This window comes from Psychrobacillus sp. NPDC096623 (assembly GCF_044762655.1).
Lineage (GTDB): Bacteria > Bacillota > Bacilli > Bacillales_A > Planococcaceae > Psychrobacillus.
In genome coordinates this window covers 709419-731136 of record NZ_JBIWER010000001.1, presented here as the reverse complement: position 1 = coordinate 731136, position 21718 = coordinate 709419, and the positions used below count along the sequence as shown (strand labels likewise).

Below are 21718 nucleotides of genomic sequence, written 5' to 3'. Positions count from 1 at the left end.
TTAGCCCCAATGTCTGATATTTTAGTAGAAAAAAATATGTTAAGATGCATGTAGAAAAAGAAAAGGAGTTATTAATCTGTGAAAAAAATTTATCTCACATTAATTGCTAGTTTCATTGCTATCTTGACACTATCCGCCTCTCCGACACTTGCTGCAACAAATTATAAAGATGTAAAAAACACAATAAGTGCATATGAAGAAATTATGTATCTAAACAAGGGGGATATTCTTTCTTCAGATAGTTCTACTTTATTTTCACCTGATGCACCAATGACGAGAGCACATGCTGCTGTCATGATAGGAAAAGCATTGCAAATTTCAGGAACCGACAAAAACCAAAAGTTCTCAGATGTTCCTAGTTCAAATTTTGCCATCGGTTATATTAACGATATGGCTAGCCGCGGAATTATTAAGGGATATAACAATGGGACATTCTTACCGAACCAAACCTTAAAACGTGGCGAAATGGCCTTATTAATAGCTCGTGCATTTGGTTATCAGTCTTCAACAACCAATGATGCTGCAAATGAATTAATGAACAAAGGAATCGCAGCAGGCATTGGCAAAGGAAACTTTGGTACTACTCGTACGATGAAACGCGGAGACTTCGCAGTATTTTTAACAAGAGCGATCAATGCAGATTTCAGAACAAAAACTTTAACAGACACACCAACTAAAATGTACGTCGATGTACAAGGAGAAACGCTGAACTTCCGAAGTGGCCCTGGAGTTGGATATGGGACAACCTATAAGTTCTCAGAAGGCTATCCAGTTAATGTTTATTACCAAGTTGGAAATTGGGTTTATGCAAAATCAGGTAGTAAAACAGGATTTTTCTCGACAGCCTATTTAACAACAGATGCTCCGTCAACCGGTTCTTTACCAATTGAACCAATTCCAGTAGACACTAAAAAATCATTTAATGATTTAGTTGTAGTAATTGATCCAGGACATGGTAAGCAGGATCCAGGAGCTACTGGATTCGGTCTGAAGGAAAAAGATGTTGTATTAGATATAAGTCTACGTATGAAAAAGTATTTTCTACAAACACCTATAAAACCAATGCTAACTCGTGAGACAGATACATTCCCGACGCTTTCACAGCGTGCACAGTTTGCCTATAAAAATAATGCAGATTCATTTGTGAGCGTACATGCCAATGCACTTAACGGTTCAGCTCTAGGACAAGAGACATTCTATTATGCATCTACAAATAAAAACGTCGATCAATCTAAAGCACTTGCAACTTACATTCATAAACGTATGCAAGAAGCATGGGGCCTAAAAAATCGAGGTGTAAAACCTGGAAACTATGCGGTTTTAAGAGAAAATTCGGTTCCCGCAGCATTAGCGGAAATTGGGTTTATAGATAACAAAACAGATAATGCGTACATTGCTTCATCTACAAGAAGAGAGCAAATGGCTCGAGCAATTTTCTTAGGAACACTAGATTACTATTATCACTATGAAAATTTTTCGGAAGCAGCAGGCTACTATTCTAAATTCAGTGCAACACCATCAAAAAAACATTATTAATCCATACAGTCCTGATGAATTTTCATTAGGACTGCTTTTTCATACATAGAAAGTGAGGGATTACCTATGAAAGCAAATCAAATATTCATCATATCATCTCTTTTCTTAACACTCCTTCTGCTGCCACTACAAACAAACGCAGAAAGCGACATGAATTACTACATAATCTCAGAAAATGCAGACGAATTAAATAAATTTATGCAAGAACAAGACATACAAGTAAATGATTACTTCGGTCGTTTTTCTACATTCGAGGTTACCTTGAATGAGGATGAAATAAAAGCTATTAAACAGTTCGATTCAACTGCAGTGCTCCAAAAAGAACGTAATTACAACATAACGAGCGACAAAGTCATTCCTTCCATTACAACTGTTAAAGCAGCCCCATCCAATACAACACCTTATACCGGTAAAAATGTGAAAATAGGTATACTGGATTCGGGAATAGATACAGAACATCGAGATCTTAAAGTAGCAGGCGGCTATTGTGCACTTTCCAATCAATGCGCAACTGGTATTCCGTACGATGATAATCATGGGCATGGCACACATGTCGCAGGAGTAATAGCTGCTAAAGCAAACGATACAGGAACAGTTGGAATTGCTCCAAACGCACAAATCTACAGTATTAAAGTGTTAAATGAATTTGGCAAGGGAACAACTGGCAGCATCATTCGCGGTATCGAATGGGCGATCGAAAATGACCTAGATATCCTAAATTTAAGTATTACATCAACAACATACGACGCTGTAATGGAAAATACCTTGAAAGTTGCGTATGAAAAAGGAATGCTATTAGTCGGAGCTGCTGGTAATGAAGCTCTTGTACAGCCTAAAGGTAACTCCGTAACATATCCTGCAAAGTTTAGTAGTGTGATAGCAGTTGGAGCAGTTACAGATGAACTTGCAAAGTTACCAGAATCATCTATTGGCGCAGAACTTGAAATTGCAGCGCCGGGATATGCAATATTTAGCACATATCCAAACGAATGGGATTTTTCAGACGGCAAACAGGATGGCTATACACATTTATCGGGAACTTCTATGGCAGCACCTCATGTAACAGGAGTTTTAGCGCTATATCGTGAAAGGTTTCCAAGCATGACAAATGTACAATTACGTGCTTTATTAACATCCTTAGCAAAGGACCTTGGAACCCCTGGGAGAGATTCTAGCTTTGGATTTGGATTAGTCCAATACGAAAAAGATATAGAAGGTTCGCCGCAGTTAGAAACAAAAGTGGAAAAAGGTAAGGTAGAAATTTCATTAGCAAATTCAGTTACAGGGCTTCAACTAACTCTAAACAATAAAATTCTAAACAAGCAAAACAATAAATGGACAATCTATGGGGTTCAAGGAGATTATCCGATAGAAGTATCGTACCAAACAGCAAAAGGCATCAAAATGAAAGAGCGATTGAATCTACAAATAACAAATCCAATTTACTCAGACGTTAAACGAACGCAGTGGTTTAGTGAGCACATAGGCAATTTAGCAAATAAAGAGCAAATAAATGGCTATGACGACGGTAGCTTTAAACCTTATCAAGAGATTACTAGAGCGGAAGCGGCAGTATTAATCGGGAGAGCCAAATCATTAGACGGTGCATTAAGAAAAACGACCTTCTCAGATGTTTCCGAAAAGTCGTTCGCAGCAGGTTATATTCAAAGTGCTTTGGACGCTGGAATAATTTCTGGTTACAAAGACGGTACTTTCAAGCCGGATGATAAAGTGACAAGAGGCGAGATGGCAATATTATTGGCTAAAGCCTTTAAACTTTCACCAACGACCTCCAATAAGAGCAAATTTGTAGATATTTCCCCATCAATGGCTGCGTATCCTTATATATTGCCAATTATTGATGCAAAAGTAACGGTAGGCTATGGAGATAACACTTTCAAGCCGTACAATAAAATAACACGTTCAGAATTCGCAGCATTTCTTGCGAGAATACAAAAATAGTTATGAAAATAAAGAAGAAAAATGATAGATTAATAAAGTAAAAGCTAGATTTGGAAGGAGTTTAACATGAAAAAATTAGTAGCAATAATCATTGCACTTTCCTTAGTCATTACTGCATATATTCCTGTGCAAGCTGCAGATGAATTAACAGGGTTAACACTAGAAAAAGAAATGCGAGCAATGATCGAACTAGGGATAATTCAGGGCTATAACGATGGAACAGTAAGACCAAAGGATGACGTGACAAGAGAGCAATTCGCTGCATTTATTGTACGTGCATTAAAATTACCAGCAGCAGCTCCGAACTACACAGATGTAAATCCATCCTCTGCACTGGCCTCTGCAATAGGTGCTCTGCAAAGTACGGGCATTATGAAAGGCACATTAGATAATAAGTTCAATCCTACGAAAAAAATAACGCGTGAAGAAATGGCAATTACTATGGCACGTGTATTGGATCAAAAAAATATCACTGTTTCCGTAGATAGTATTATAGTGGCTGACCAAAATAAATTCGGGTCATCAGATAGTATAATAGCTGCTAAAAAAACTATTGCCGCGAAAATTATTAATGGATTCGCTACAGAAGATAAAACTTCATCAGCAGTACTGTTCAAGCCAAAAGATCTTTCTAAACGTGACCAAGTGTCCGCGGTAATCTACCGTTTCATCGAACTGATGAAAACAGTAGAAACACCGGAGCCAATGCCTGAGCCGATTCCAACACCAGAACCAGTTCCAACTCCACCCCCTGTTGAAGTAAACACATTCTATGTTGCTTCTGTTAAGGATGGAGAGATTGTAAAATCTACAACTTCATATAAAACATTTGAAGAAGCTTCTAAAGCTTTCTCGTCTTCATCAGTCGATGCGATTTTAAAAGGTGATGATATGATTAAGATCAAATCTGGACTTGCTTATTCAACTACTAATCCTAAAAACTATGCATCGATTTATAGCGATACAAGTTTGAAAACAGAAATTACTTATATTCAAAAAGGCCGTGAGATGAAATACATTGGAAGTGGTCCAGATTATGTAATTGTTCAAGCCGGTGGGACTATAGGATATGCGAAGCATTCCGAAGTAGATCTTATTCCTTCTAAGGTGGTAATTGGACAAGATTACTATTCCAAAAATGGTTCAGGAATGTTAAACCATTACCTATATAACCATGTAACCAAAAAACTTGAAAGCTTTTATCAAGTGGGTCCTGCTCCGGATTTTATGAATACATCAGATAAATACTATAGCTATGACGGTGTACAATTTTACGATAATAAAGGAACCCTTAAAGGAACTTTCTTTCCTTACTTCCAATTCCAATCAGTAAGACAACCGACAAATTACACAGCAGAAGAGCTAGACCAATATATATTAACGGTATTAACGGAAAAAGAAGCTACTAAAATTGCACGATATGCTAATGCAGTACAAAAATCTAAACTTGTAAATTTAGGAACGTATTTAAAAGAAGTAGAATCCACTTATGAAGTAAACGCAATGTTTATACTTGCAGCCGCAATGCATGAAAGTGATTTTGGATTAAGTAGTTATGCACAAACTATTAATAATTTATTTGGTATTGGTGTTTATGACTCTGACCCGAATGCGAAAGTATATGCCAAACCAGAAAACAGCGTGTATGCGTTTGTAACTAGATATATTAATGGAACCTATGGTCTTCCAACAGGTTCATATGCAAACGGAGCAGTTCCTGGTAACAAAACCACTGGATTTAATGTGAAGTACGCATCGGATCCACAGTGGGGCTCTAAAATAGCTGGACATATGTATCGAATAGACTCGGCACTCGGAGGGCGTGATTTTGGGCAAGCAAAACTAGGGATAACAACACCTAACAGCACTTTGAATGTTCGCTCTACTCCAGAAGTTAATTCTAGTAATCTTTTATACACATATAAGAGAAAAGAATTAGGGGTTAATAATATATTTGGTTATCCGGTGGTAATAATTAGCAAAGAAATAGGTGCGGATGGTTACTACTGGTACAAAGTATTAACTGATACTCCATCTCCATCACCAGAATATGGCTGGATTCGTGGAGATTTACTAAGAATAATAGAATAATACTAAACAAAAACGCAAGGACACTGTCATCTGACAGCATCCTTGCGTTTTTTTAATATAGTGTAGTTTTGGAAATATCCCGTTCCGAGAGTATTTCCCGCTCGTCCGATATTAAATAAAAATCCTTGGCAAGTAATTCCAAGACAACCGAGAGTAACCAGTCAGCCAAAGCGAGTAAACAACCATCGCCCGCGAGTAAACCCAATCTAGTTAACAAACTCTTCTAACCAAATACTATCTCTTCACCATCTGTAGCAATCTCGTAAACCCACTGCGATACGTCACTCGCAGCAAAACCGCATAAGCAACAATCCCAACAGGGACCAAAATAGCTAACTGAATAAGAGAATACCAATCCTCCATAGGGATCAACATCTTAACTCCCCATACGATAACCCCCATCAAAACAGATGGAACCACAACTCGAATGGACATCCGCGCAAAACGTTTAAACTCATCCATTCCTAAATCACGAAAGACAACAATCATAGAAGCAGTGAAATAATATACACTAACTACAGACGCGGCAATCGCAAGCGCTGGATATCCATACTTATCAACAAGTAACCAGTTCAACAAAAAGTTCACCGCAATCGTCGTCACACTTATTCGGAATACGACCGCCGTTTTACCTCGCGCATACATCGATTTACTCAAAATCAGCTGCATGCCCTGGAACACAATAATGGGTAAATAATATAACAACGCTAAATACGTATTATGTGTATCCACAGAAGTGAACTTTCCGCGCTCATAAATAAACGACAAAGCCGCTTCCCCGACGACCAATAATCCGATAGAAATTGGCAACAATGTGATCAAAGAAATTTCCATTCCCTTGAAAAAAGTCTGCTTAAATTTCGCCACGTCGTCAATTTGCTCGCTCATTATTGTAAAAATAATGGCAGCAAGTGTCGTAGCATAGATAGCATTCGGGATACTAACTAATAACGATGCATTATTCAAATACGTAACTGCACCTGTTTCTAATCCTTCACCAGATGCAAATGCCTTATTGACGAATAAATTCACCTGTCCGACAACCGAGTTCAATAGCGATGGCACGATTAAAATAGCAAAAGCTTTCTTAAAATCCTTTTCCATCGAGAAGTTTGGTCGCCATTTATAATCAGATCTACCTAAATAATAGATTTGTATCACAACACCAAGGCCCGTACCAGCTATAAATCCATACACTAACGAGTAGATACCCATACTAGAGCTGAATAAAATCGCAAATATCGCAGCCATCAATGTACCTAATAACTTCGCCAGCTGTGAAGGCACGAAAATACGACGAGATTGTAAATAAGAATCCAATAGTCCACTTAAAGCAATAATCGTCATAAAAGCAAAGAATATTTGTGTCATCTCAACAGCAAATGGCTCAATTTCTGGCTTCATATTAAAATAAATAAACGGAACAAACTTAGGGGAGAAAAACCATCCTAAAATACTGACAACACCAAACCCAACCATAGTCCAGTTCAGCAATGCATTTGCATTACCATCACTAGTATCCGTCCCAGCTTTTTTCCGTTTAATATACATCGGCAAAAATACATTATTAAAACCAGTGGATATCATCGCAATTACAAGCGTGATGAAACTAAATGCTAAAAAGTAGCCATCTGTTTCATTTGATACACCAAATTCCTTCGCGACAATCGCTTCTCTTATAAACCCCGAAACCTTCAGAAGCAATGCGATTGCGGTAGTCCAAATCGCTGCCTTTTTTAAACTGCTCATACCTTTATCTCCTATATCTAGAAAAGCTCCCTACATAGTCTGCAAGGAGCTCTTACATTATTTATTTAACGCTTGTTTATAAACAGCTTCATATTTCTCGGCAGCTGCGTAGTGAGAGTACTCTCCGATAATTTTATTGCGAGCAGCATCTGCAAGCTTTTGACCTACCTCTTTATTTTCTAGTAAGTAAATCATTGCATCCGATAATTCTTCCACATTTCGTTCTGCAACTAATAGCCCGTCCTTTTCATGGTCAACGATTTCTTTCAAGCCGCCGACTGCACATGCGATCAGAGGAACTCCTGAACCCATAGCCTCTAATGCGGAAATAGAAGTTGCTTCCTCCACACCAGCACTATAAATAGAAGGGACTAGAACAACGTCACTTAATGCATAATACTCAATCATTTCTTTATGGTCAATAGCACCTAGCATAGTGATGTTATTTTCAACGCCTAATTCTTTTGCCTTCGATTTGATTTCCTCGAACATCTCTCCAGTACCTGCAAAAACAATACGTGCATTAGGAAACTTCTCTAATACTGGTGGGAAAGATAGAACAGGGTAAATCACGCCATTTTTTTTCGTTAAACGTCTTGGAACAAAGAATAATAGCTCGTCCTGACTTAAATTATGCTTTGTACGGAACTCTGCTCGACGTTCTACCTCAGGCTTGAAGGATTCCACGTCGATGAAGTTTTTGATCATTGTACCTTCAACACCAGTTTCTTTTTTCACATAATCCTTAATACGAGTATCTACCGTAATAATAGCACGAGTTGCTTTATACATTTCACGTTCAGCAGTCATTAGTGCTTCTGCCTGAGTGGAATCCTTATCGACAGAGCCCTTCGAAATACTTTCAAATGTTAAATAACCGTGAACAGTACTAACAGTAGGAATATTAGAAGTTAGAGCTGCTTCGGTCGCAAACACATCTTGTGCATTAATAATATCGTAATTTTTGGAAATACGTTCTTTTACAAGCTGTTCTAAAAAATCTTTTCTGCGTTTTAATGTCCATACGTATCCAGAGCCTTTTTTCACTTTATTCAATAAAAAGGAAGGACCACGAGCGATGAAATCGCGCTTCCATTTAGGAGTATCACTAAACGATATGATATCTACTGTGTGACCACGTTCCTCCAAACCCTTTTGAAGAGTAGCCATATGTGTAGAAAGTCCGCCTAAATGAGGGTAGTCATAGGATGTAGCTAGTAGTATTTTCATTATTTAAGTCCTCCAAATTTCTCTTTTAATAAATAAACGTTTCGCTTTGCTTCTTGACGAAGTGCCTCTACATTAGGTTCCATCATCTGCTTCACTTCAACAGAATTATCTAATGAATAAAGAGCTGACCCAAGTAACTCTTCTCTATTAAACTCTTCCAATGTGAATGAATGCTTCCACATACCCGAACGTTTTAAGAAGCTTTCCACCTTGCGATCATAACTAAGCCCAATATGCGGTACATTGCTTAGTGCGGAGAAAATTAGCGCATGCAAACGAAGTGCGATTGTTACATCTGCTTTACCGATAAATTGATAGAATTGGTTAGGAGTAAAATGATCACCTAGTAATTTCGTTTTGTCCCCATGTTCCATCTTTTCTATTATGCGTTTAGAAACGTTCGTATCATACGGAGGCTCCATTGGTACGAACACTGGCGTAACGCTACGCTGTTCGATTAATCTATCTAGTGTCCATGCTAGTTTTTCTATATACTCTTCTTCCTGTTCAAACCATGGTCTAGGTGCAACAGCAACGATTCTCTCAGAACCATCTAAGCCTAGTGAATCATAAGCAGAATTATCCTCGGTTCCTTGGAACGCAAAAACAATATCAGCAGTAACAACCGTTTCAGGTCTCTTAACGCCTAATGAATGAAGATAGTCCTTTGAATACTGATCGCGAACTGTTACGAAATTTGCCATATTAGCAAAAAATTTCATAAGAATTTTACCCCACGTAGAAGTAACAGGACCGATACCTTGTGAGAAGAACATAACCTTCGCCCCACATAGCTTAGCTAAAAATACAATTAACAAATAATAAGGGAGCGGCCCGAACAAGAACTTAGTAGGATACGTATCCTGTAGTAAGCCACCTCCACCAGAGATTAGCAAATCTGCTTCACGAAGAGCCTTCACTTTTTGTTTGTTTTCATGTCTCCATCCACGATATACCGATTTAACTTGATGTTCTTTGGACGTTTTCTCGGGTGATAGAGAGAAAACCGTTATATCTGGGTTATCTAATTCACTCCGTAAGTTATCAACGATTGCTTTTAAAATGGCCTCATCGCCAGTATTTCCTAATCCATAAAAGCCGGAAAGTACAATTTTCAAAATAATTAATCCTCCTCATAACAAAAGCTTTCACGAGGCTGTGAAAGCATGATATGACCAAATTCTATCACTTGTGATGGAAGTTATGCAACTATACAAAGAATCTGCTATAATTATTAAGTTCAAAGTGAAAAAGAATTGAGGACATACACATGAAAGAAACCTACTTAGGAGTAGATGTATCTCTACTTACATATGAAGGAATCATAAATGATCTTGAAAATAGAATACAAAGGGAAGAACAGTCGACAATCATCGCTGTAAACCCAGAAAAAATTATTACAGCGCAAAAAGACGCGACGGTTAAAAAACTTATAAATAACGCAACCTATCAAATAGCGGATGGTGTTGGAGTTCTTTTGGCATCTAAACTAAAAGGCGGAAACTTAAAAAGTCGCGTCACTGGAGTAGACATGATGGCAACTCTACTAGCATTCGCAGCTAACAAACAGCATTCCGTGTACTTTTACGGAGCGAAAGAAGAAACAGTAAAGCTCGCAATTAACAATATCCAACAAGAGCATCCATCCATACAAGTAGCTGGATATACAAATGGGTATGATAAAGATGAAGCAACACTTGTAGAAAAAATTCAAGCTAGTGGAGCTAAAATATTATTTGTTGCCTTAGGAAGTCCAAAACAAGAATTGTGGATTGAACGAAACATGGCCAAGCTTTCAAACGTCAAAGTATTTCAAGGAGTAGGGGGCAGTTTCGACGTGTTCTCTGGAACAGTAAAAAGAGCACCAGCTATTTTCCGTAAACTTGGACTAGAATGGCTGTACCGCTTAATAGCTAGTCCATCAAGATTAAAAAGGCAGCTAAACTTGCCGATTTTTTTATTTAGAGTATTAAAGGAAAAGAAGACCAAATAACTAGTATTTAAATAGAAGGAGATTGAATAAATAATGAAAAAAACAATTTGTGTAGTGGGATTAGGGTATATTGGTTTACCGACCGCAGTCATGTTTTCTAATCATGGGCATATAGTACATGGTGTCGATGTAAATGCTAAAGCTGTAGAAAAATTACAAAACAAGCAATTACATATAGAAGAGGAAGGATTACAAGAACGTTTAAACAAAGCGATTGACTCCGGAAATCTTACTGTATCTACAACACCTCAAAAAGCAGATGTATTTATCATTGCAGTACCATCCCCTATTAAACAGGACAAAACAGCTGATCTAGAATACGTTCGTACGGCAACAGCTTCTATCGTTCCATTTGTGGAAGCTGGCAACCTAGTAATTTTAGAATCTACAGTGCCACCAAAAACAGTTGAACATGTAATGCTACCTGAATTAGTAAAATCGGGACTAGCAATCGGAGATGAACTATTTGTATCTCATTCTCCAGAACGAGTAATACCAGGCCGTGTTTTTGAGGAACTAGTTTCAAACGACCGTATTATCGGAGGAATCAACCCAAAATCAGCAACAATGACGACAGAACTTTATAGCTCTTTTGTAAAAGGGAAGATGCATGAAACTGATGCAACAACTGCAGAGCTTGTAAAAGTAATGGAAAACACATACCGTGACGTTAATATTGCTTTCGCAAACGAACTTGCAAAAATTGCAGGAACAATCGGTGTGAACATTTGGGAGGCCATCAAACTGGCGAACTATCACCCACGTGTGAATATCCACACACCAGGACCAGGTGTTGGGGGACATTGTATCGCTGTAGATCCATGGTTCCTAGTAGAGCTTGACCAAAAAAATTCGCAAATTATTCACTTAGCGAGAAGCACAAATGATGGCATGCCAGCATATACTGCTCAGTTGACCAAAGATATTCTGAAAGCAAAAGGAATCGATCAACCGAAAATTGCAGTGCTAGGTCTTGCCTTCAAAGGAAATATCGACGACATGCGAGAAAGTCCTTCAATAGAAGTAATCGAGCAATTGCATGAAAGAAATATCGATTATATTGCATTTGACCCACATATTAAAGAAAACAATTTAGAAAAACAAACACAACAACTTGAAGTTGCACTAGATAAGGCGGATGCCATATTAATCTTAACGGATCACCAAGCATTTAAAGACTTAGATCCAACAATTTTAAAGGACCAAATGAACCATTCAATCATTATAGATACTAAAAACTGTATTAATAGAAGAACATGGGAAAAAGCTGGATACGAGGTCTTTGTCCTAGGAGATTCAAAGAATTAAAAAAAATTTCAACTAATTTTCAGAAAGTAGTTGAAATATAGGATACTTTTGGTAAAATAGGTAGAGAGTTTATATAAAAATATTAGTTGAACCCAATTTTCGCTAAAATAAACTATGAAATTAGTAACATTTAATTAAATTTCATAAATTTAGTAGCGCAACTAAGTTTTAACTGATATAATTTAAACTGTATCTATGAAATATCTCATAGAATTATAAATGATTGACAAATCAAGGAGGAATTCTACACATGGCTTACCAACCAAAGTCGTACAAAAAGTTCGTTGCAACAGCAGCGACTGCTACTTTAGTAGCTACAGCAGTAGTACCTGGTGCTTCTGCAGCAGTAAAATTTGAGGACGTTAGCAGCACATACAAAACAGCTGTTGATTACTTAATCTCTAAAAACATCACTGAAGGTATCAGCGATACTAAATTCGGTACGGATGCTCCTATCAAACGTGGAGACGCAGCGATCTTTATCGCAAAAGCTCTAGGTCTTGATACTAAAAGCGCTCCAGACCAAGATTTCACAGATGTAAACAGCCGTGTTGAAGGTGCAGTTAATGCAATCGTTAACGCTAAAATTGCTTCTGGTAAAACAGAAAGCAAATTTGCTCCAGACGACTACATTACTCGTCAAGAAATGGCTAAAATCCTTGTAAATGCTTATAAATTAGAAGCAGGGGATACTAAAAACTCATTTACAGATGTAAACTCAAACTGGGATGCATACGTAGATGCTTTAGTTGAAAACGGAGTAACTTTAGGTAAAACTGAAAAAACTTTCGCTGCAACTGACACAGTAAAACGTGGAGAATTCGCTTTATTCATCCACCGTGCTGAGCACATTGTCCCTGCAACTCCTTCAGTTGTATCAGTAAGTGCGACTAACCCGTCAACTTTAACTTTAACTGGTGAAGGTCTTCAAAATCTTAAAGCAGAACAAGTATCTGTGGTTGGAAATAAAGTTACTGCATTAACTGCATCTAAAGATGGCAAAACTGCAACATTAACTTTAGAAGGGAAATTAGCCCCTAACTCAGAGGTTGCACTTTCTGTAACAGTTGATGATGTTAAAAAAGATTTCACTGCTAAATTTGAATTTAAAGTAACTTCAGTTGATATTGCTGCTCAACAATTTGACGATGAGCGTGCTGGACAAAAAGTTTCTTTCAGTGTTAATGGACAGCCAGCTGATGTAGATTATTTGGCACTTGCTGGATATACAGTAACATATGTAGCTAAAACAAGTACTGGAGCAGCTGCAAACGGATTCTTTGATAATGCTGTAGGAGTTAATACTTCTTCAACTGGAATTATTTCTAATCCTGCTCTAGCTAAAGGTTCATACACAGTCGAAGTCCAAGTAACAAAATCTGGTGAAGCTCTTGTAACAGATTCTGCTGCTGTTAAGATTGTAAATATTGATGCTGAAACAACTGCATTAGATACAGTATCTTTCTATAACTTTGCTGATACTGCTACAGATGATTCATCAGCAGCATATGATGCAGCATTACTTGGAGACGACTATAAAATGAACAGCACAACTTTAGTTGCTGGTGAAAAAGCTAAACTTCTTAAAGTTACTGGAACTGTTGCTGGCGAAAAAGTAACTTTACCTGAAACTAATGTAGATGTTAAGTCTTCAAACGAAGCCGTTGTATCCGTTGATGCAAACGGTGTCTTAACTGCAGAATCAGCTGGTACTGCAACAATTACTTTAAAAGTTGGCAATGTGACTAAAACAGTGAACTTTACTGTAACTAATACAACTCGTAAACTTACTAAAGTTACACCTGCTACTTCATCTGTAAAAGCAGTGGTTGGTTACAATACTACTATTGGCGTTAAAACTTTAGACCAATATGGTGACCCATTTGCAGTTGTTACAGGAGATGCTACTCCAGGCGTTTATATCGAAGAAGTAATTCCTAAAGTTGGTGGAGTTGAAATCGTATCGGATTTTGAAGTGGTAACTGATGCTCCTGGTTCAATTGGTTCTCAAACTATTACTCTTACTGGCGCAGTTGCTGGTAAAGGTACTGTATCCTTCAAGAACCCTGCTGGAACTGTTATTGGTTCATTCATACTTGATGTTTCTGCTGTTGATAATACAGGTAGTAAAAAATTAGAGATTATTTCAGCTGCTCCTGACTCTACTGACAATACTTTAGATATTTTAGCTGATGATACAGTTTCTTATGAGCTAGCAAGATATAATACACAAGGTACTTACGTTGAAGCAGTTGATTTAGCAACATACACAGTTGAGGTTGTTGATGGAACTGTTGCAACAGCTACATTTGTTGGTGGAACTGGTAACGCAACAGCTGGTCTTGCTAAAAATGAAACTGCTTCAGGTACTGCTGGTGATGTAAGTATTGATATTAAAGGTCTAAAAGCAGGTAAAACTGATATTCTATTGAAAGACACTGCAAGTGGTAAAGTTGATAAATTTACAATTACAGTGGTAAATAACCCTATTGAAATTAAATCTGTTAACTTCCTTGCTACTCCAACTGTTAACTATGTTGGCGCATTAACTAACTATGAAGATGTGTTAAATATTACTTCAAGTAATGCAGATGATATCGTGAATGGAGTTGCTTTAACTCAAAATTCTCTTCACAAAGTACGTATTTCTGAAACTGCTGGTACTGAAGGAGTTCTTTACTTAGACGTAGATGCAGATGGTACTTATACTAGTGGAACTGATACTGATTTAGGTCTTCTGACATTAACTGCAACAGCATCAAGTACTTTTGCTCCTATTACTACAGATTCTGTTGCAGGTTATACAACAGTTGCTGCTGGAGAAAAAGGAACATTATTGTTCAAAGTATTAACTGATGTATCTGGTGTAGATGTAACTACTTCAATCGCTGCTACTTCAGTATCTGTTGACGTTAAGTAATTTTAAGTTTTTAGCTTAACAAAATTCAAACTTCAATAGATATTTGATTTGATTTTAGTTGAAGAGTAATAGAAATACCATGTGGAGAATAATCTCTGCATGGTATTCTTTTTTTTTCTAAAGATATATATTCCCTTAGATACTCTTATTATAACCTTTCACAATGGTAGTAAACGCATATTACATCAATTGTTAGATAATGAAAGGTTGATGAAGTATTTGAGTTATCTCGAATTAATAAAAAAAATACTCAGATATTTATTTTTCAGAATATCCTAAGTTAGACAGTTTAATTAACCATTTAAAACGATTCATTATTCTGTTTCAACTACTTTTTCAAATAGATATTATAATCCTGAATTACTAATTAAAGCACTAATTCCTTTGTAGAGTTAGTGCTATTTCTAATTTAGGAGAAATGTATGTATTAGACTAAATGGCAGAGATGTATGGTTAGCGCTCCTTTATGATGAACAATCAATTGCGTGAAGGCAGAAAATAATTAACTGTCCCTTTAATAACGTTGTTCTTTCAAACTTACTAGATAGTTTCAAAGTTTAATCCATATGTTCATCGTTAAGAATTTTAATTATTGTATATACATGAAATGACAATGGTTATACATGCTCTAACCTTCAAAATAAAAATTGAGCGAATGGAAAAACTTTTTTAAGATTGAACCAGGATTACACAGAAACAATTAGAAACTAAATAGAACGAATAAGTGAACATGTAGCGAAGCGCTCCTCCATGTATTTGAAAGGCACATGCATGGTTGTAAAACGACGAAAAAAATCCCGCTGAGTATCTCGTCTGCTCCGGCTATGTCTTACCGACATTTGTGTAGCACGTCAGAAGGGTGTTGTTAAACATTCCCAGATGTTACCGTCCCAGTATCGAAAGCTAGGCAGGATAGAGTGTTACTCCGTGGTGGAGTTATTGTTAAAGCTGGACTTGGGCAAATGGAAAAATAGATACGTCTATGATTCCAGCAAACTATTATTATTCATACGTGACCGAAAGAACCAAGATGTACATATCATGCATATCAAACTATTCCTTGTCCTCTTTGCAGGGCAGAATAGCTTCTCCGTTCCCTCCGACCCAATCTACCTTTCTTTCAAAACCTATTAAATATCTCATCTAATATACATTCTTTAGTTAATAAATAAGTAGTTACAAGATAGGTGAAAATGAATTGTTTGATTACTTGTAATTTTCATTTTGTTATCTTAAAATATACGTAGAGTAGGTGCGCTAACACCTAGTCTTTACGCAATATTTGCTAAAATGGTTGACCAAGTTGATGAGTGTATAAAAATAACTACCTTTCATGCCTAGAGCATATGGTGGTTATTTTTATGGGGATTTCCACCAAATGAATCCTATTTAAGGCTATCGCTCTCTAAATTGTGATACGACCAAACGTGGAAAAGTGAGTGAGGTTGCTTATTACTAATTAAAAAATAATTAATAAGAGAGTTCGTACAATGACATACTAGTTTCGTTGTGAACTCTTCTTTTTCTCATCTCTTGATTAACTGTCTACAAAGTCCCGGTGGCTACTTATCTAACTTCTCAGTTTTTCAGTATACGAGCTTGAAATAAATAACTTCCAAAGTTCTTCATCATGATTTCGAATAATTTTTCTTCTAATAATCTTGGTTTAATTCACTACTATTTTAGAATGAAAGTTAACTGTCAAAATATAATTCATCAGCTTATTAATTGTTTATTAGTTCATGGATATATATGACTAATTATGTATGTAGTCAAATTTTCATATATAATGAAAGGGATATAAGAATTATATGATTATATGTAAAGAGAATGAATTCCAGTAATAATGAAAAGAGTGTATAACAATGAAAAATGAGATTGTTTCAATTTCAGTAGAACAAATCAAGAAAGAAACGGATGTGATGCATGAAAAAATTAAAAATAAACACTTCTTTCCACTCTTTAATAGTTTGAAAGGACAATATTCAATCGATTTAGCTAAGAGTTCCAAACCAACTATTATTGTGAAACAAATTCATACAATTGTAGATTTAAATAAAATTCCAAATCAACCGGGGTTTTACTTAATTTTTACAGACTATAAGAATGGCTTTAAAGATATAAATAGTTGCACAGCAATATTAAATAATAATCCTAATGCAAGAGTCATCTATCGTGGAGAATCGTACAATGCACGTACTAGATTAGAAAGTCATCTTTTTAACGATACATACCATCGTAATTTAAAATCTGCTGTAAATAGAAATGACAATTATAAAGTTTGTATAAAGCTTTCGGAAAATGAAAATGTAAATTTAGATTCTCCAAGCAGAGTTACTGAGGCGAGTTGGTATGTTGCATATCACGGAATGCGGAAAAGTAATAGAACGATTCGTGAAATGGCAGAGGAAGCATTTGATGATGTATTTGGCAAACCAATATTCAGCAGGGATAAAAAATAGTGGGATTGAAAGGAATCGTCGTTACATGTCATTTTTAAGTGAGCAAATAAGCGATGTACGATTTCGTTCATTGCGATGTTTTACTGTTAACAATCCAGTTTCAATTACTATTTAGTATAAATATTGATAAACACTGTACAAGGAGGAGATATTTATGGCAGGATTTTTAATTAGTTACAAAGATAGTGATGACCCGAACTTTATGGAGTTTTCTTATGGGAGTCGTCATGAAGGAAAACGCCTGCTCACTTTAACAAAGGGCGACGTATTATTTTTTCATACAAAAATATATAAAAAGCGTTTTATAACTGCTTTTTATGTTGTTGATATGGTATTAAAAGCTAATGATGCAAAAAATGATTCTATTATCAAAGGATTTTATAATAATCCTCATTTATTAACAGATAGTAGTGAACCTAATGAAGCAATTGTCTTTGGTAATACTGTATTTTCTAAAGTTCTTGATAATCCCCTTGAACTTACACATGATTTACTGAATAAACTATCTAACAAACCGAATTTGAATAATAAGCAAGAATATCAAGATGCTATGACATCCGCTCTAAGGACTATGAAAGCATTAAATATAACGGATGTGGAAATGTTGAAAAAGGAAGTGATTAATTGTCAATCCTTAAGTAAATTAACAGATACGCTCCTTTTAACAGAAGAAGTGCAACATATTAAAGAATCTGATATTCAAAAGTTTCTTGTACAGCACCCCAAAAAACTAGGCAATGAACTGGACTTAATCAAACCCGAATATCATCTCCCGAGTGGAAAACGGATTGATATCTTATTACAAAATAACATTAATGGAGTAAAGAGTGTTGTTGAAATTAAACAAGGAGATATTGGCAGGAAAGACGTAGAGCAACTCAAAGGATACATGAAAGAACTGGGTTCATTTACAGGTGACAAAGGTATCAATGGAGTATTAGTCTGCAAAGGAATATTGCCTTACTTTGTTGAAGAAATAGAAAAAATTATGATTACAAATGAAAGGATTAAGATTTTTACTTTTGCTTGGAAGTTTTCGTTAAAGGAACTTGAGAGTAAGGATTAAATATATATTTACACAGTTTGGCCTCTTATATCTGGTATTCATTCGTATGAGCTTTTTCAAGAGCATTTTAGTTAATATTTTTAATTTGAGTTAAGCAATTTTATATCTTGAGAAAGTATGCAGAAAGGGAAAAGAAATCTTTAAGCCTATAGGTAGCTTGGTGATTACTTTTCCCTTATGTAGAATATGTACTTTTATTTATTCTTTATACCCCAGAAACTGTTATTACAAAGGATAACTTCAAAAACACTGGTAAAGTAATTGATTATCAAGGAGAGTCAATTGATATCACTGACGTACTAGATGTTCGCCCAGCAATTGGTACAGCTGATAGCATTGTCTACGGTATTGAACATAATGTTGATACAGTTGCTAAAGTTTATTTAGATGTAGCTAATGCTGATGCACCTGTCTTGTATATTGATGTTGATAATACAACGGTTGGTGGACTAGACGCTAATGACATTATCTTAGGTGCTGTAACTGCTGAAGTTCTTTCAGGTGCTAAAGGTACTATGACTGTTGGATCACTTGATATTGCTCCTGGTACTTATACAACTGCTTTAACAGATGCTGGTTCTATCTTATTCCGAGTTATTGCTCCGAATGCAGCTGGTGCTTATGTAAATCTAAATACAGTTTCTTCAACTGTATTAAATGTTAAAGTTAAGTAATATCTGAATAATTTACCGGTGCCAGTCACTCATGCAATTCAGATACAATTCTGATAACTGAGTACAACACCTAAGAATATAGCCCTTCGACCGAGCAATCGGTTGAAGGGCTTTTCTTTTGTTTCTACTACTGTCCCCTTCAAAAAGTAAAATCTCAAAAAAAGTCATATCTAAAAAACTTTTATATTTTTTTATTCAATCACTTTACTAATTTTGCTAAACCTTCCTTAACAAAAATTCATTCAGTGATTCTTGTTTAAATTCCTGAAACTTCTTATATATATTTTGAGTATCGAATCAATTCTAAGAAAGAAATTGTTGTTTCATTCCTCAATGAATCAAAATTGTATTTCTATAAGTAATAGAATGTATTATTAATAGAGTAATATATTCACCAAAAATATCCAAAAATATTATTGTTTAAAAATATATAATACTGTAAAATTAGTAGTAAGAATGGCATTGTTATAAATTATTAAAATATTCCTATTTTCTTTAAATAGAGAGGGATTTAAGTACCATTCAACATTATGGCACTAAAACTAAAAGGAGGCTAATCTGTGTTAAAAAGATTATTAGTAATGGTATTTATTGTAGGTATTTTTAGTATGTATTACTCATCTGGATTTCTGTCAGCATTCGCAAATTCTGAAGTTGTTGTTGATAAATCAGTTATTACTGAGTATTCGACAAGCACTAATGATGCAATTGAAAAAATTAGAAAGAAATTAGAAATAAAAGAAACTGTAAGAGTCATAGTAGGTCTTAAGAATGGTATTCTGTTACCTAATGAGATTTCAAGTCCCCAAACGATAGAGCGTTTACAAAACAATTTTTACAATGATATAAGTTCTGTAAACAATTTATCTAAAGACGAAATTGTTAATTTTGATACGATGCCATACGTATCAGTTTTTGTTACAATAGAAACTTTTGAACATTTGTTACAAAACTCTAATGTTGCAAGTATTGAAGAAGATATTCCTGCCCGAATGACAATGGCAGAGAGCCATGAAATTATTGGTACAAATACTACATGGGATTTAGGGTTCACAGGTAAAGGACAAAACGTTGTTATTTTAGATACGGGTGTAGATAAAAATCATCCGTTTTTAGAAGGAAAAGTTATAGAAGAAGCATGTTATTCTACACAAAATGAGTTTTACGATGCGCAATCTCTTTGTCCAAACAAAGTTGCAGAGTCTCACGCAACAGGATCAGGTATTCATTGTAGTGATATAGCACTTGGATGTGATCATGGAACACACGTTGCTGGAACAGTGGCAGGTAAGGAAGTAGCGGTTAATGGGAAAATATTATCCGGTGTTGCCAAAGAAGCAAATCTTATTTCAATACAAGTTTTTACTAAACTATATGATTATCGGTATGATGAGTATTATATAGCATCCTATAACACAGACCAGTTAAAAGCACTTGAATATATTTATAGTATAAAAGATAAATATAATATTTCTTCCATCAATATGAGTTTAGGTGGGGGACAATATAATAATTATTGTACTATGGATATAAGAAGTACAATTTTTAACAATTTGACAGCTTCTGGTATTGCTATTGTAGTTGCATCAGGAAATGAAGGTTACAATAATAGTGTTTCTGCTCCAGCTTGTATTGAATCTGCTGTTACAGTGGGAGCTACCACAGATTCAGATACGGTAACTTACTTTTCTAATAGTGCTAATATGGTTGATTTATTAGCACCTGGGAATACTATTACTTCTTCTGTTCCAGGTGGAAGTTATGATACTTGGGCTGGTACATCCATGGCAACTCCACACGTTGCAGGAGCTTGGGCAGTATTAAAAGAAATGAAACCAAATGCATCAGTAAACGAAATTTTAACTTTCCTTCGAAATACTGGTAAACCAGTAAAAGATTTTAAGAATAATATTGTTAAACCAAGAATTGACTTGAAAAGAATAGGAGAATTTACAAAAATCTTTACTTCTATAGAAGTAGAAACTAATCAAAATCCGTTCGTTTTAGAACTCGGAAAAACTTCCTTACTTAAAGTATTCGCTAAATATACTGATGGTACTAGTAAAGATATTACGAATTTAGCAAATTACGAAATTCTTGATGCTCAGGATAAATTAGTAACAGGTCAATTTACATTTACTAAGGGATATTTAAAAGCTATAACTGCAGCTAAAGGTAATTATACTATTAACTTTTTTTATAACGAAAAAGAAATATCTGTAGATTTAACAGTTGTTCCTGTTTTAGAAAAAATTGAAGCAAACCAATCGTCTTTTATTATGACAACAGCAAGTCCCACACAGCTAGCAATTACTGCTCACTACAATGACAATAGTAGCGAAGATGTAACACAGGCAGCAACCTATACAAGTAGTAATGCAAAACTAGCAACTGTAGATGAAACAGGAAAAATTACAGTATTGGATAAGACGAAAACAGGATCCGTAGTTATTACAGTGAAATACGGCACCAAAACACTAAGCATTCCAGTTACAGTGGAAAAAGTGGTAACAGGCGTTGAAATCCAAGAGAATTCATTATCAGTAGAAATTGGGAAAACATCACGTTACACGGTAACGGTATTGTATGAAGATGGTAGTACAAAAAACATTACAACATTAGCAACAGCAATCATTGTTGATAATGAAGGGAATGTTGTAAAAGGAATTACTGCAAGTGGCGGTACTCTACGAGCATTAACAACTGCTACAAAAGGGAATTATACTC

Annotated in this window: 13 protein-coding genes; 10 read left to right on the top strand and 3 right to left on the bottom strand. The window is 35.6% G+C overall.

Annotation, left to right across the window (positions count from 1 at the left end; all coding sequences use genetic code 11):
* Window positions 1-78 precede the first annotated feature (78 nt).
* The 3 genes from ACIQX2_RS03380 to ACIQX2_RS03370 all read left to right on the top strand — a co-directional run bounded on the left by ACIQX2_RS03380 (window position 79) and on the right by ACIQX2_RS03370 (window position 5589).
* Window positions 79-1536, top strand: coding sequence for an N-acetylmuramoyl-L-alanine amidase (locus ACIQX2_RS03380; RefSeq protein ID WP_402846958.1), 1458 nt, complete (start codon window positions 79-81; stop codon window positions 1534-1536).
* A 66-nt stretch (window positions 1537-1602) separates the two neighbouring features.
* Complete coding sequence (locus ACIQX2_RS03375) at window positions 1603-3498, top strand: S8 family peptidase (protein ID WP_402846956.1); 1896 nt, start codon at window positions 1603-1605, stop codon at window positions 3496-3498.
* 66 nt (window positions 3499-3564) lie between these two features.
* Window positions 3565-5589 carry an S-layer homology domain-containing protein gene (locus tag ACIQX2_RS03370; protein WP_402846954.1) on the top strand — a complete coding sequence of 675 codons (2025 nt, stop codon included), beginning with the start codon at window positions 3565-3567 and terminating at the stop codon, window positions 5587-5589.
* 234 nt (window positions 5590-5823) lie between these two features.
* On the opposite strand, the gene murJ is transcribed toward ACIQX2_RS03370, so the two are convergent.
* Genes murJ through csaB form a run of 3 tightly spaced genes read right to left on the bottom strand, consistent with a single transcriptional unit; the run spans window position 5824 to window position 9686 of the window.
* A complete protein-coding gene (gene murJ / locus ACIQX2_RS03365) occupies window positions 5824-7338 on the bottom strand; it encodes a murein biosynthesis integral membrane protein MurJ (protein WP_402846952.1) in 1515 nt (504 codons plus the stop codon).
* A 57-nt stretch (window positions 7339-7395) separates the two neighbouring features.
* Window positions 7396-8568 (bottom strand): glycosyltransferase family 4 protein, encoded by a 1173-nt coding sequence (locus ACIQX2_RS03360; RefSeq protein ID WP_402846950.1) that lies wholly within the window; start codon window positions 8566-8568, stop codon window positions 7396-7398.
* Window positions 8568-9686: a polysaccharide pyruvyl transferase CsaB gene (csaB, locus tag ACIQX2_RS03355; protein ID WP_402846948.1), complete on the bottom strand. Its 1119-nt coding sequence runs from the start codon at window positions 9684-9686 to the stop codon at window positions 8568-8570. Before csaB ends, ACIQX2_RS03360 begins: the two co-directional genes overlap by 1 nt.
* A 152-nt stretch (window positions 9687-9838) precedes the next feature.
* On the opposite strand from csaB, the gene ACIQX2_RS03350 reads away from it, so the two are divergent.
* The 7 genes from ACIQX2_RS03350 to ACIQX2_RS03320 all read left to right on the top strand — a co-directional run.
* Window positions 9839-10561, top strand: a complete 723-nt coding sequence (locus ACIQX2_RS03350) for a WecB/TagA/CpsF family glycosyltransferase (RefSeq protein ID WP_402846946.1) — start codon at window positions 9839-9841, stop codon at window positions 10559-10561.
* Between the two features lie 33 nt (window positions 10562-10594).
* Window positions 10595-11869 carry a nucleotide sugar dehydrogenase gene (locus ACIQX2_RS03345; protein WP_402846944.1) on the top strand — a complete coding sequence of 425 codons (1275 nt, stop codon included), beginning with the start codon at window positions 10595-10597 and terminating at the stop codon, window positions 11867-11869.
* 250 nt (window positions 11870-12119) lie between these two features.
* A complete protein-coding gene (locus ACIQX2_RS03340) occupies window positions 12120-14789 on the top strand; it encodes an S-layer homology domain-containing protein (protein WP_402846942.1) in 2670 nt (889 codons plus the stop codon).
* Between the two features lie 1865 nt (window positions 14790-16654).
* Window positions 16655-17251 carry a hypothetical protein gene (locus ACIQX2_RS03335; protein ID WP_402846940.1) on the top strand — a complete coding sequence of 199 codons (597 nt, stop codon included), beginning with the start codon at window positions 16655-16657 and terminating at the stop codon, window positions 17249-17251.
* A 154-nt stretch (window positions 17252-17405) separates the two neighbouring features.
* Window positions 17406-18317, top strand: a complete 912-nt coding sequence (locus ACIQX2_RS03330; protein ID WP_402846938.1) for an endonuclease NucS domain-containing protein — start codon at window positions 17406-17408, stop codon at window positions 18315-18317.
* A gap of 413 nt (window positions 18318-18730) precedes the next feature.
* Window positions 18731-18991, top strand: a complete 261-nt coding sequence (locus tag ACIQX2_RS03325; RefSeq protein ID WP_402846936.1) for a hypothetical protein — start codon at window positions 18731-18733, stop codon at window positions 18989-18991.
* Window positions 18992-19551: 560 nt separating this feature from the next.
* Window positions 19552-21718, top strand: a 2167-nt coding sequence (locus tag ACIQX2_RS03320; RefSeq protein WP_402846934.1) for a S8 family serine peptidase, incomplete at its 3' end; no start/stop codon positions are given.

Coding starts and splice junctions, on each gene's coding strand:
- ACIQX2_RS03375 (WP_402846956.1), top strand. CDS start 1,603: ATGAAAGCAAATCAAATATTCATCATATCATCTCTTTTCTTAACACTC.
- ACIQX2_RS03370 (WP_402846954.1), top strand. CDS start 3,565: ATGAAAAAATTAGTAGCAATAATCATTGCACTTTCCTTAGTCATTACT.
- murJ (WP_402846952.1), bottom strand. CDS start 7,338: ATGAGCAGTTTAAAAAAGGCAGCGATTTGGACTACCGCAATCGCATTG.
- ACIQX2_RS03360 (WP_402846950.1), bottom strand. CDS start 8,568: ATGAAAATACTACTAGCTACATCCTATGACTACCCTCATTTAGGCGGA.
- ACIQX2_RS03350 (WP_402846946.1), top strand. CDS start 9,839: ATGAAAGAAACCTACTTAGGAGTAGATGTATCTCTACTTACATATGAA.
- ACIQX2_RS03345 (WP_402846944.1), top strand. CDS start 10,595: ATGAAAAAAACAATTTGTGTAGTGGGATTAGGGTATATTGGTTTACCG.
- ACIQX2_RS03340 (WP_402846942.1), top strand. CDS start 12,120: ATGGCTTACCAACCAAAGTCGTACAAAAAGTTCGTTGCAACAGCAGCG.
- ACIQX2_RS03335 (WP_402846940.1), top strand. CDS start 16,655: ATGAAAAATGAGATTGTTTCAATTTCAGTAGAACAAATCAAGAAAGAA.
- ACIQX2_RS03330 (WP_402846938.1), top strand. CDS start 17,406: ATGGCAGGATTTTTAATTAGTTACAAAGATAGTGATGACCCGAACTTT.